Consider the following 12,557-nt stretch of genomic DNA (forward strand, 5'->3'; position numbering starts at 1 on the left):
TGTACCTTTGCCCGCGTGAGAACGTCCACTTTCCTATTGGGGCTGCTGACGCTGGCCGCCCTACCCGCCTGTCTGTCGCTGGAAAGCGACAAGCAAAAAGAAGAAGCCGCCGAAAAAGCCGTGCTGAGCAAGCACGACGAGGCCATGGCCCAAACCACCGGCCCGGTGTACGAGCTGCGCCAGCAGTTGCAACAGCAGCCCGGCCCCGACACCGCCCGCACGGGCCGGCAGGTGCGCAGCCTGCTCCGCGCCGAAGCCGCCATGACCGGCTGGATGCACCAGTACCGCCGCCCGGCCGACTCCACTGACCACGAGCGAAAGTTGCAGTATTATGCCCAGCAGCAGCACAAAATCGACTCCGTGGCTGTTCTCATTTCCAGTAGCCTCGACTCGGCCCGGCAAGTGCTGGCCGCCGGCGCGGCGCCTACCCCTAGTTCTGCTCAATGATTCGTTTTGCCCTGCGCCGTGCCCTCGGCCCGTTGTTTTTTGGCCTCGGCAGCCTCGCACTGCTACCCGCCTGCTCGTCGTCTTCCGCTGATCAGCAAACTGCCCAGTTGCCCTACATTGGGGAGCGGGAAGTGGTGCCCAGCCCCACCGGCGGCCCCGCCGATACGGTGTACGCCACCATCCCTACCTTCCACCTCACCGATCAGGCCGGGCAGCCCGTCACCAACGCTACGTTCGAGGACAAGGTCTACATCACCGACTTTTTCTTTGCTACCTGCCCCAGCATTTGCCCCAAAATGCAGAGCGAACTGCTGCGCGTGTACGAAAAGTATAAAGACAACCCACGCGTGGTGTTCCTGTCGCACACCATCGACCCGGCCCACGACTCTATTCCTGTGCTGCGCGACTATGCCGAGCGCCTGGGCGTGACCGACGCCTCGCGCTGGCACTTCGCCACCGCTCCCCACGATACGGTGTTTGCGCTGGCCCGCGCCTACATGACGGGCGCTCAGGTAGACAAAGAAGCCCCCGGCGGCTTTGCCCACACCGGCGCTTTTGCCTTGGTAGACCCCAACCGCCACGTGCGCGGCATCTACGACGGCCTGAACAAGGACGAGGTAGACCGTTTAATCAAGGAAATTCCGGTGTTGTTACAGGAAGTAAGCGCTACCCCGGCCACCGCTACTGCTAAGCAGCCGTGAGGAGCTGGTGGCTGCGCGGCGCGGCGGGTCTGGCAGTGGCTAGCTTGCTGGTCAGCTGTTTTTCCAACCGCCAGAATGAGGGCGAGAAGCTCTACGTCACGCACTGCGCCAGCTGCCACGGCGAGCAGGGCGAGGGGCTGCGCCGCCTGATTCCGCCCCTGGCCGGCGCCGACTACCTCCGCCAGCAGCGCGCCGTCCTACCCTGCCTGATCCGCAAGGGGCAGCAAGGCCCGATTGTAGTCAATGGGGTGACCTTCAACCAGGTGATGCCCGGCCACGACGACCTCACTGACTCGCAGATTACCAATATTCTCAACTTTGTGCAGCAGCAGTGGGGCAATCAAAATCAGACGTACACCATCCGGGAGGTGTCGGAGCTGCTGGATGCTTGCCACGGCAGCGACGGCCAGTAATTGGCCGCGCCACTGCATAAATTTGCCCCAAATTGCCTAGCTTGGCCTTCCTAAGTTGTCAGATATTAGTTGTCAATTGTTGGTTTTAAACTAAATCGTTGACTGACAACTATCAACTGCTCCCTAACAACTTTTCTTATTCCTTTGCTTCGTTATTGATTCCTTTCCTATGGGTCTGTTTGACTTTCTGAAACCTAAAAACGAGCCGACTTCCACTCCTACACCGTCGGCAACGCCTACCCCCTCTACCCCCGAGCAGCCCGCTACCCCTGGTGGCCCTCGCTACAAAGGCTCCAATTATACTTCGCCGCCGCAAGCCGGTGTGCCAGCACCGCCGCCCATGCCCCCTATGCCTCCTATGCAGGAGCCATATATTCCGCCCATGCCGCCTATGCCTGACTTTGAGCCCACCAACGTGCTGGAGGAATTGCTGATGCGCGCCGCCGCCGAGCCTAGTGCACGCCCCATTTTCTACCGGGCGCTGTTACAGGAAGAAGTGGTAGTAGTACTGCACCCCAAAGAAGGCCTGGAGCCCGGCGAAGTGACGCCCACCGAAGGCATGGAAATTCAGTTGCAAGTGCTGAACGACGGCAAGATTCCGGTATTTACGTCGCTGGAGCGCGTGAGTGACGGCGCCGTGGAACAGGAGACGATTTCCTACCTGCGCCTGCGCGGCATCGACCTGTTTCAGATGGTGCAAGGTGCCGATTGTGCCCTCAACCCCTTCTCGCCAGTAGGCAAGCTGCTACCCGCCGCCGAGCTGGCCGATTTGCTGGCTGGCAACCTCACCAATATTCCTGGCGAGGGCGAAGGCCAGGAAATGCAGGTGATGCTGGGCCCACCCCACGAGTCGACGGCTGGCCTGGCGGAGGCCGTGCGTACCTACTGCGCCACCAACCCTGACATTGAAGCCGCCTACCTAGCCCAGATGCAGATTCAGGGCTCACCAGAGCCACCGCGCCTGCTGCTGGCTTTCCACTCCACCGCCGCCAACCCCGATTTCCTACAGGAATTCGGCCCCACGCTGCAAGAGCACCTCACCAACCAGCCCCAGCTGGACATGATGCTCATCGACCCCGCTTCAGGCGAGCCCATTAACCAGTACTTCCTGCAAAGCGAGCCGATTTATCAGAAGTAAGTAGGATACATAAAGGCCGTCATGCTGAGCGGAGTCGAAGCATCTCTATTGTGAGTAATCAATTTACTACCTGTAGAGATGCTTCGACAAGCTCAGCATGACGGCCTGTTTTTTACTTTAAGGATGTAAGTCCTCTACTCCTTAGCCCTCCAACTCCTTCAGAGCCTTCTTCTGCAACAGGCGCTGGTAGATTGGCCGGGCACTGAAATACAGGATAAGGCCCAGCGGCACCGCGGCCAGCAGCCACAGCAGCAACGCGCCCAACTCGGCGCGCCACAGCAGCGTGAAGGCACCACCCAGATCATGCGTGAATAGATAACGCACGCGGCCCATCGTCAGCGTTTGGGCGTTGGCGCCCAGCAGCGGCGCCCCAAACCGCAGCAGCGGCAGCATAAACAGCAGTTGCAGCGGGCTCATTAGGTGACTGATGAGCAGCATGGCGGCCACATTCAGACGCAGGCGTACGGCCGCCAGCGTGCCCAACAACGTGGTGGCGCCCAGCACCGGCACAATGCCAATGGCTACCCCTACGGCTGTGGTGAGGGCCAATTGGTGCGGAGTAAGCCCTTGTTTGAGAATATTTTGCAAAGGCAATAGCACCCGGCGGCGCAGCCAAGAAGGCGGCGATGAAGAGGGCGGTAGCGGGGCGGCGGGTTCAACCAAAACAAGGCAGGTTTTTGAGGCATTGATAGACGACGGGCATCCCCGCGTTGTATCTTCGCAGTCCGCTCCGGCGCTACTTGGCCAGCGAATCAATCAGGGAATGACAAAAGTACGCGTGCCAGGCCAGCCTCGGTCAAAAGAGTGGAAGGATTTCTTCGTGCTACTGCGCCGTGCCAGTCGGATGCTGTCGGCCAATGACCCACTGCGGCTAGGGGCGGCCACGGCGTTTTTCACCACGTTTGCCCTACCCCCTATCGTCATCATCCTGATTCAGGTGCTGGGGTCGCTCTATTCCAAATCTATTGTGCGGCAGATGCTGCTCACCAAAGTGGCCGATTTGCTGGGCGCTTCGGCCGCAGGGCTGGTACAGCAGATTTTGCAAAACGTGACTAACGTGGAGCGCAGCCGCACCGTGACGTGGTTGGGTTTCGCGTTCCTGCTATTCATCGCCACTACGCTGTTTGTCGTTATTCAGCACTCCCTCAACCAGCTCTGGAGCATCCGGCCGGAGAATGGGTTTTCGCCGTTTTCCAATCTCCTGAAAGAGCGAGGCCGCTCGTTACGTGTGTTGCTGGCCACAGCGGGCCTTTCCATGCTGGCATTTCTGGTAGACGCGCTGCTCTCGCTATTTGCCCACTCGCTCGTCGATTTCAATGCTTCTTTCGGCTATTATGTAGTTCAAACGCTCAACCGACTGGCGTCTTTGCTGATTCTGGTGGCGTGGTTTGCCTTCACCTTCCGCACGCTTAGTCTGGCCATTGTTTCGTGGCGAGCCGTGCTGCCCGGCGCCGTACTCACGGCCATACTTATTGATTTGGGCGAATTTATCTTAGGCTATTTGTTGGTGCCGCGCAATCTTGGTCCTATTTACGGGCCGGCATCCAGCATTGTGCTGGTGCTACTCTTCGTATTCTACTGCGCCATGATTTTCTATTTCGGCGCCTGCTTCACGAAAGTCTATGCCCACTACATCGGCCACGACATCAAGCCCAAACGCCACGCCGTACGCTACCGGCTGGTGAATTTAGCTGAGGAGGAAGAGGAGAGCCAGGGGTGAAGTGGTTAGGTTGTAAATCAAGAAAGCGTCTGTCATCCTGCGCGCAGCGAAGGACCTTATGACAGTAGAACGACAAGTGTAACAACGACTCGTCCTAACGTGATAAGGTCCTTTGCTGCGCGCAGCATGACAGACGCTTTGTCTATCTATTCACTCATAAATTCACCACTATTCCATCTGCTGACGCTGCATGAACTCCTGCGTTTTCACATCGTCTTTGCGCACGTACGGACTGATAATCACGCGCGTACCGCTTTGATAGGTAAAGAAGCGGTACACCCAGTTGGCCATCACCACCAGCTTGCTGCGGAAACCGATGAGGTAGAAAATGTGCACGAATAGCCACGCGGCCCAGGCCATAAAGCCGCTCAGGTGCTTACCGCCGGGTAGATCGGCCACGGCGCGGTTGCGGCCCGTGATGGCTAGAGAGCCTTTATCGAAGTAGGAAAATGGCTCTAGTATCTCACCTCGGCGTAGGCGGTGCAGGTTTTTGGCCAGGTGCACGCCCTGCTGAATGGCAGGTTGCGCCACGCCAGGGTGGCCATTTGGCCATCTCTCGCTCCGCATCAGGGCAATGTCGCCGATAGCGAATACGTCGGAGAAGCCCTGCACTTGGTTGAACAAGTTGACCACGTAACGGCCGCGCTCCAACGTTTCCTTGGGCATGCCCTCTACTGTGGCCCCCGTCACGCCGGCGGCCCAAATCAGCGTCCGTGCCCGGATTTCTTCTCCGTTTTTCAGCTTCACCACCTGCCCGTCGTAGTTTTCTACCAGCGTATTGGTCTTCACAATCACGCCTAGTTCCTTCAGGTCCTCGTGCGTGTGGGCGCTGGACACAGGCGACATGGGTGGTAGCACGCGGTCCAGGCCCTCTACCAGGTAGATGTGCATCTGGCTGAAATCCAAGCCGGGATAGTCTTCTGGCAGCACGTGGGCGCGCATTTCGGCAATGGAGCCGGCCATTTCTACGCCCGTAGGGCCGGCGCCTACCACCACCACGTTCAGCAGCTGCTCGCGCACGGTGGGGTCGCTGGTCATGTTGGCTTGCTCGAACGCCTGCAATAGCTGGCTGCGCAGGCTCACAGCATCCGACACCTGCTTGAGGGGGAAGGCGAATTGCTTCACCTGGTCGTTGCCGAAGTAGTTGGTGCGCGTGCCAGTGGCAATTACCAGGTAGTCATAGCTCAACTCGCCTACCAGGGTCGTCACGGTTTTGGCCGTTGGGTCGACGTTGGTTACCCGCACTGGGCGGAAGTGAAAGTCGGGGTAGTCTTTATCGAACAGCTTGCGGATGGGCTCGGCAATCGTTTCGGGCTCCAGGCGGGCCGTAGCCACCTGATAGAGCAACGGCCAGAAACCGAAGTAGTTCAGCTTGCTGAACATCACAACTTGGAACTCGTGTCCGGCCAGCTTTTTAGCCAAATTGACGCCTCCAAAGCCACTACCAATAATGACAACGCGGGGCTTTTTAGTGGCCGGAATATTCAGAGAAAGGGTTTCGGGAGTTATCATACAGCGAGAGGGAAAGGATAGCGAGAGAACCAAACAGGGAGAATAGGCCGTCGCCTTCAGATATTAACTGCAAAAACGCCCCTGTGGTTTAGGTAACTTCTGCCCACCGTTGGGCTTATGCCCGCACTTCCGCCGCTAGGGGTTACCTTTACGGTTTCGTTTCTACTCGCATGACTGCTACCCCCGCGCCCACCCCTACCTTCGCCGACCTCGGCCTCGCCCCTACCCTGCTGCAAGCCCTCGACGAGCTACAGTTTGCGGCCCCTACCCCCGTGCAGGCGCAGGTGCTGCCCCTGGCCCTCGATGGGCAGGATGTGGCCGGACAGGCACCCACCGGCTCGGGCAAAACGGCGGCCTACGGCCTAGCCGTGCTTCAGCAGGTTGATGTGCAGCAGGATACGGTGCAGATCATTGTGCTGGTGCCTGCCCGCGAACTGGCCCTGCAAGTGCGCGACGCGCTTAAGAAGCTAGGAAAATATTTGCCCAACCTGCGCGTGGCGGCGTTCTACGGCGGCCACGCCTTTCGGGAAGAAACGGCTTCGCTGAAGCAGGCCCCGCACGTGGTAGTGGCCACGCCTGGCCGCCTGCTCGACCACTTTGAGCGGCGTACCATTATACCCAATCAGCTGAAATCGTTGGTGTTGGATGAGGCGGATAAGCTGTTGGAGCTGGGTTTTCAGGATGAGTTGGTAGAAATTGTGAAGCGCCTACCCCGGCGCCGGCAAACGCTGCTTTTCTCGGCTACGATGTCGGAGAAAGTGGTAGAGCTGATTCGCAAGAACCTGACCCGCCCCCGCGTAGTGAATGCCGGCGAAGACACCGCCGAGCTACCCGAAAACCTGACTCTGTTCGGCCACGTGGGCACCGCCGAGCAGAAGCCCGCCGCCCTCTACCACCTCTTGCAGCGCCCCGACACGGGCCGTGCCCTGGTGTTCTGCAACACCCGCGAGCGGTGCCAGGAACTCACGCGCTTCCTGCAAGGCCGTGGCATTGCGGCCGAAACCCTGCACGGTAAAATGCCCCAACCCGAGCGCGACAAGGCCCTGCTAAAGCTCCGCAACGGCTCCAGCCAGGTGCTGGTAGCCACCGACGTAGCTGCCCGTGGCCTCGACGTGACAGCCCTCGACAGCGTAATTCAATACGATGCTCCTGACAAGGCCGACAGCTTCCAGCACCGGGCCGGACGCACGGCGCGGGCTGGTGCCGCGGGCACAGCGCACTTGCTGGCTACCCCCAAGGAGCAGGCGCACGTGCAGAAATGGCCTGTGGCCGAAACCATCAAGTGGCAGCCCATCAAGGCCGGTAAGCTACCTGATGCCCTACCCAAAGCCCCACGCCCCGAGAACGTGACCCTGCACGTATCGGCGGGCAAAAAGGATAGAGTTAGCGCCCACGACCTAGTAGGCGCTTTCGTGAACGTGGGCGGCGTAGCCCGCGAGCAAGTCGGCCACATCGAGGTGTTCGATTATTACAGCTACGTAGCCGTACCGCGCCAGCAAGCCCAGGAAGTAGTCGAGCGCTTGGCCGGCGCCAAGGTGAAAGGCAAGAAAGTGCGGGTGTCGGTAGTGGCGTAACTTGGGCTAGGCGGGCGGCGCGGTGTAGGGGCGGCTTGCAGCCGCCCACCGTTCGGGCAGTTGTTATGTTGAAGCCCAACAAGCTCTCTACTTAACTTAAGCTACTATAAGCCAAATATTTATTTTAGTATGAAGCTCGTTCATCCCCTTCACCTCATCGGCTTGCTTTTCGCCGGCGTTAGCTTCGGAATCAGTTTAGGAGCTGGCCTTGCTACTGCTGAAACAGGTGCGGTGCTGTCTTCAACAGCCTATCTACCGCTGACTATCAGTGGCGGATTGATTATGTTTTTGCTGCAACAGGCTTTCCACAAGCAAAAGCCTATTGCATAGTATGGGCTTTTGCATACACTATGAAGCTGTTTAGGAAGTAGGGCCTTACTAAAAAAGGCCCCACGAGACGGCGAAGTTTGGGGTGCGCCCTACCTTATTATTACCCGCCTTCATGGGAGTCCTGTTCGAAGAATAGGAGTACCCACTGGATCCTGCCTCATCTGCTGGTACCGCCGCGCCGATCTGGCCGAGGTCGTGGGGCAATCTGCGATAAACTAAAGACCGGCTGCACCTGTTCGACACCCCAGGTATGTGAGCAGGAGGTCGGGGCCGCTCAGGATACAAATGGTGGCGGGAGCCTCCAGAAACAGCCGTTGCAGGCGTAGGCGTTGGTCTTCCCGCTCGCGCTGGGCGTACATCTGCTCGGTCACATCGTAGGGGTAGGTCAAGAAGCCGTCAATCTGCCCAGCCTTATTATAACTGACTGGGTAGGTGAGGTCACAGTAAATACCCCTAGGAGCCATCTCGTGCGGCTGCTTGGTGGCCATCACCCGCCGCAACGAAGCGCGCACGTTGACTTCGGGCGTTTCGGGGTTGTCGGGAAAGACGTCGAAGATGTGCTGCCCTATGATCAGTATCCCGCTGGGTGAGGATAGCGGCTAGGTCGTCGTCGCTGGCCCCCACAATTACCAAGTCCGGGAAATGTATAAAACAGGCGTGCTCTTCTGTTTGCTTCTGTCGGAGTAGCCTTCTTCCTAAGCTCTGCAACAAATCCTTGCTTGGCACAAACCGTCTACTTGTACTGCTTATCCAAAACTACCTTCTTATCCGAGAACTGTGAGCAGTACACGATGGGATATGCTCCTATCTCAAAGTAAATTTGCTGGTCAACAACCTGCTCGATTGTACGCTGAGTATGGTACCCTGGCTGCGCAACGACCTCTACTACTAGGTTTCCTAGCTGGGTATCAATGGCTGTTTGTCGGCCAGCTATACGTTGTTAAGCACACTGTTGCGCGGATTTTACAGTTCACGCACGGCCATCTCTCCTTTTATGCTGCAAGCTGAAAACCTAACCAAACGCTACGGCACGCACCTGGCCCTCGACCATCTCAACCTGGCTATTCCGTCCGGCGAGGTGTACTGTTTGCTCGGCTCCAACGGGGCCGGCAAGTCCACGACCATTAATATCTTTCTGGGCTTTATGCCGGCCAGCAGTGGGCGGGCGCTGATTGACGGGCTGGAGGTAGCGGTGAACAACCACGCGACGCGCAACCTGGTGGCCTACATTCCCGAAATCGTGAATCTGTACCCAACGCTGACCGGCTTGGAGAACCTAGCATTTTTCAGTGGGCTCTCCGGCTTCCGCTACTCCCACACCGAGCTAACGGATTTTACCCGCACGGCGGGCCTGCAAGCAGAGGCCCTGGACCAGCGAGTTAGCGGCTACAGCAAGGGCATGCGCCAGAAGGTGGGCATTGCCATTGCCTTGGCCAAGCAGGCCAAAGCGCTGTTTCTAGATGAGCCTACCTCCGGCCTGGACCCGCACGCCAGCAACGAGTTTGCTCAGGTGATCCGCCGCCTTAGCCAGCAGGGCGTGTGCACGCTTATGGCGACCCATGACCTGCTGATGGCCAAGGAGCTGGGTCACCGCATCGGCATCATGCACCAGGGCCGTCTGCGCCAGGAGCTGCGCGCCGACCAGGTAGACTACGCCGAGCTGACCAACCTCTACCTCGCCACCGTTAATCAACCAGCCTAAATGCTGCGCTTACTCATCGGCAAAGAACTGCGCGAGCTGCGGCGCACCACCAACGCCACCTGGCTGCTGGTCGGGCTGGCGCTATTGGTGGGGCTGGCCCTCTACAACGGGTATGCGTACTACACCACGCGCAGCGCCTTTCTGCGCCAGTCGCAGCAAACTACGTACGCGCAGTTTATTGCGCAGGGCGACAAGAATCCGCACCTGGGGGCGCATTTCGGCTTCTATGCCTACAAGCCCACGGCCGACTTAGCCCTGCTCGACAACGGGGTAGAAGACTACACCGGCAACTCGTTTTACCTGGAGCCCCACAAGCGCGGCGAGGTGAAGTTTCGGGAGGTGAGCGACGCAACGGCCCTGCGCAGCTTCGGCTTTCTGAACGTGGGTTACTTTGCCCAGTTGTTGCTGCCGTTGTTCATTTTTCTACTCACCCACAACCTGTTTTCCAAGGAATGGGAAAACGGCACCATTAAGCTCATGCTCAGTGCACGCGTGAGCACTGTGCAGCTATTGGCGGGTAAGTTGCTGGCGGCGGGGGTAGTCGTGGGGGCCGTGCTGCTGCTGCTGGCACTGGGGCCGCTGGGGCTGTTGGCCTGGCACCTCGGGCCGGGCGGGCTGGCGCCGCTGCTCCCTACCTACGCCTGCTATGTGGCCGGGCTGGTGCTGTACGCGGCGCTGCTCACGGTGCTGGGCGGGGCGGTGTCGCTGCTCACGCGCAACTCGGCCTTGTCGCTGGTGGTGCTGGCCGGCTGCTGGCTGCTGGGCGTGTTTCTCGTGCCGCGACTGACGGGTGAGTTGGCCCGGCGCACGCATCCTGCCACCACGGCCGTCGAATTTGATGACTACACCTTTCACGATATGCAGTACGGCGTCGGCCATGAGGGGACGAAAGACGAACGCCGCGCCGCGTTGGCTGACAGCGTGATGGCCTATTACGGTGTCAAGCGGCTGGAAGACTTACCCGTCTACTTTATCCCCATCACCATTGAGGCGGCCGAGGAATCGGACGGGCGGGTGATGGACCGGGCCTACGCCGCCATTGAGCGCAACGAAGCCCGGCAAAACCGGCTGGTGCAGCTAAGCGCCTTGCTCTCGCCCTTCTTGGCATTCCGCGAGCTGTCGCTTCACCTCACCGCCACCGACCTGGATACCCACCGCGACTTTGCCGCCCAAGCCGAAGCCCACCGCCGACGCGTAGGCCGCATTGTGGATGCGTTCTACCAGAAAAACACCGTGGCAGGCAACACCTTTTGGCGCACGGTGCCCCAGTTTGCCTACGCGGCGCCTGGCCTAGGCTGGCGGCTGCGCCATGCCACTGGGCCCGTGCTGCTGTTGCTGGGCTGGAGTGCGGCAGCGGTCAGTCTGCTCGTGCTAGCTAAAAAAATCAGCTTATAGCCAGTGGCTGCTACCTGTTCGCTTCTTTCGAACGGGTCGTCAATCGCAGCTTATCGCTACAAGCCAATCGCTCATCGCTTTGTATGTCTGCTTCTTTATTCCGGGTGCTGTGGCGCCACGAGCTTACCTGCCTGTACCGCAACCGGGTGCTGGTCGTTCTTTTTTCGCTGGTGCTGGTGGTGCTGCTGGCCGCGCTGTGGGCCGGCAGCAGCCAATGGCACACCCAACAACGCACATTAGGCCGCATCCGGGCGCACCGCCACGAGATGCAAGACAGCTTGGTGCAGCGCATCCGGCGCGTGGAAGCGCACGGCATGCACTACCCTGGCTTCATCTGGGACGACCCCACATTCGCCTACAACACGGCCCGTAACGAAGGCCCGCAGTATGCCGCGAAGGTGCCCTTTGCGCTGCAAGCCTTGGTGACGGGCCAGAGCGGGGTGCAGCCCTTCTACTATAAAGTCTACATCACCAAAAAGCAGCAGCTGGTGCACGAGAGCGAGATTGACAACAGCTACCTGCAATTCGTGGGCACCTTCGATTTTGCGTTTGTCGTGGTGTATTTGCTGCCGCTGCTCCTGATTGTGTTCACCTACAACGTGGTATCGAGTGAGCGGGAACAGGGTACGTGGGTGCTGCTCAAAACCAGCAACCAGTCCATTGCCCAGCTCACCCTGGCCCGGCTCGGGATTCGCTACGGGCTCTTTACGCTGTTTTTCTGGGCCATTGTCGCGCCGGTATTAGCCGGGCTCGTTGGTCCGACTTTCCTGGCGACCAGCAACTGGTGGTGGCTGGTGGCGGCCGTGTCGCTGTATTTCGCCTTTTGGGTGGCGCTGGCGCTGCTGGTCAATAGTTTTTCGCTGAGCTCTAATCTGAATGCGCTGACGCTCATCTTCCTCTGGCTGGTGCTGGGTCTGCTGGTGCCGGCGCTGTTGCAGTTTGGCCTCGACCGGGCCTACCCCATCCCGAGCCGCATTGCCATTACCACCGCCGAACGCGCCGCCATCAATCGCTACTTCGAGCGCGATGGGCAGACGCTGACCCAGGAGGTGTTCAGCAGCCCGCGCACGCTCATTCGGCAGGCTTCGGTGGTGACGCCAGGCATGGTGTACGGCTACGGCGTCATCGTGTATAAAAGCCAGGAAATCAAGGATGCGGCCACCCAGCAGGCCGAGCGCCAGCTCTACAGCCAGATCGAACAACAGCAAGTGGCCTTGCGTGGCTGGCAGCTCACGAGCCCAGCCTTACTCCTGCAGGAAACCCTATCGGCGCTGGCGGGCACGCACTGGCAGCAGTTCCATCACTTCAGCCGCGACGTGGATGCTTTCCGCTACCGCACCCAGCGTTTCTTTTACCCCAAAATGGCCCAGGAAAGCACCTACCGCACCTTCACAGTAGCCGACGCCGAGGCCATCCCGCAGTTTCAGCCCCGTGTGTATGCCGACTACCATTGGCTACCGATTGGCCCGTCGTGGCTGCTATACTTGGGGCTTACCGCCGTCGTGCTGGGGGTGGGCTATCGGCGGTTGCTGCACGCGACATGGTAGGTGGTCTACCCTGTGCGGCGCCGAGGCGAGCCAGCGTTGTAGCCCGGTCATAGCGTAGTGAAGCAGGCTCCACCATAA

13 protein-coding genes are annotated in these 12,557 nt (G+C 59.4%); 10 read left to right on the top strand and 3 right to left on the bottom strand.

Annotated features, from left to right (window positions below; genetic code table 11):
* Window positions 1–15: 15 nt before the first annotated feature.
* The 4 genes from F1C16_RS08950 (at window position 16) to F1C16_RS08965 (ending at window position 2,699) form a co-directional block, all read left to right on the top strand.
* Window positions 16–447 (top strand): hypothetical protein, encoded by a 432-nt coding sequence (locus tag F1C16_RS08950; RefSeq protein WP_185283980.1) that lies wholly within the window; start codon window positions 16–18, stop codon window positions 445–447.
* Entirely contained in the window at window positions 444–1,148 is a 705-nt protein-coding gene (locus tag F1C16_RS08955; protein ID WP_185283981.1) for an SCO family protein, read from the top strand. Before F1C16_RS08950 ends, F1C16_RS08955 begins: the two co-directional genes overlap by 4 nt.
* Complete coding sequence (locus F1C16_RS08960) at window positions 1,145–1,561, top strand: cytochrome c (RefSeq protein WP_185283982.1); 417 nt, start codon at window positions 1,145–1,147, stop codon at window positions 1,559–1,561. Before F1C16_RS08955 ends, F1C16_RS08960 begins: the two co-directional genes overlap by 4 nt.
* Window positions 1,562–1,730: 169 nt before the next feature.
* Entirely contained in the window at window positions 1,731–2,699 is a 969-nt protein-coding gene (locus F1C16_RS08965) for an enhanced serine sensitivity protein SseB C-terminal domain-containing protein (protein ID WP_185283983.1), read from the top strand.
* Between the two features lie 141 nt (window positions 2,700–2,840).
* On the opposite strand, the gene F1C16_RS08970 is transcribed toward F1C16_RS08965, so the two are convergent.
* Complete coding sequence (locus F1C16_RS08970) at window positions 2,841–3,287, bottom strand: DUF2062 domain-containing protein (RefSeq protein ID WP_185283984.1); 447 nt, start codon at window positions 3,285–3,287, stop codon at window positions 2,841–2,843.
* Window positions 3,288–3,462: 175 nt separating this feature from the next.
* On the opposite strand from F1C16_RS08970, the gene F1C16_RS08975 reads away from it, so the two are divergent.
* A complete protein-coding gene (locus tag F1C16_RS08975) occupies window positions 3,463–4,419 on the top strand; it encodes a YihY/virulence factor BrkB family protein (RefSeq protein ID WP_185283985.1) in 957 nt (318 codons plus the stop codon).
* Window positions 4,420–4,587: 168 nt separating this feature from the next.
* Here F1C16_RS08975 and F1C16_RS08980 read toward each other — a convergent pair whose 3' ends face one another.
* A complete protein-coding gene (locus F1C16_RS08980; protein WP_185283986.1) occupies window positions 4,588–5,931 on the bottom strand; it encodes an NAD(P)/FAD-dependent oxidoreductase in 1,344 nt (447 codons plus the stop codon).
* 170 nt (window positions 5,932–6,101) lie between these two features.
* On the opposite strand from F1C16_RS08980, the gene F1C16_RS08985 reads away from it, so the two are divergent.
* Window positions 6,102–7,505, top strand: coding sequence for a DEAD/DEAH box helicase (locus tag F1C16_RS08985; protein WP_185283987.1), 1,404 nt, complete (start codon window positions 6,102–6,104; stop codon window positions 7,503–7,505).
* 129 nt (window positions 7,506–7,634) lie between these two features.
* Complete coding sequence (locus F1C16_RS08990; protein WP_185283988.1) at window positions 7,635–7,835, top strand: hypothetical protein; 201 nt, start codon at window positions 7,635–7,637, stop codon at window positions 7,833–7,835.
* Window positions 7,836–8,050: 215 nt separating this feature from the next.
* Here F1C16_RS08990 and F1C16_RS08995 read toward each other — a convergent pair whose 3' ends face one another.
* Window positions 8,051–8,347: a hypothetical protein gene (locus F1C16_RS08995; protein WP_185283989.1), complete on the bottom strand. Its 297-nt coding sequence runs from the start codon at window positions 8,345–8,347 to the stop codon at window positions 8,051–8,053.
* Between the two features lie 482 nt (window positions 8,348–8,829).
* Between F1C16_RS08995 and F1C16_RS09000 the strand changes: the two genes are divergently transcribed.
* The 3 genes from F1C16_RS09000 to F1C16_RS09010 all read left to right on the top strand — a co-directional run bounded on the left by F1C16_RS09000 (window position 8,830) and on the right by F1C16_RS09010 (window position 12,479).
* Window positions 8,830–9,537 (top strand): ABC transporter ATP-binding protein, encoded by a 708-nt coding sequence (locus tag F1C16_RS09000; protein WP_185283990.1) that lies wholly within the window; start codon window positions 8,830–8,832, stop codon window positions 9,535–9,537.
* On the top strand, window positions 9,538–10,932 hold the full coding sequence (locus F1C16_RS09005; RefSeq protein ID WP_185283991.1) for a DUF3526 domain-containing protein: 1,395 nt from the start codon (window positions 9,538–9,540) through the stop codon (window positions 10,930–10,932). It abuts the gene before it with no gap.
* A gap of 83 nt (window positions 10,933–11,015) precedes the next feature.
* Entirely contained in the window at window positions 11,016–12,479 is a 1,464-nt protein-coding gene (locus tag F1C16_RS09010; protein ID WP_185283992.1) for a DUF3526 domain-containing protein, read from the top strand.
* Window positions 12,480–12,557: the final 78 nt, after the last annotated feature.

It is taken from the genome of Hymenobacter sp. NBH84 (assembly GCF_014217645.1).
GTDB lineage: Bacteria > Bacteroidota > Bacteroidia > Cytophagales > Hymenobacteraceae > Hymenobacter > Hymenobacter profundi.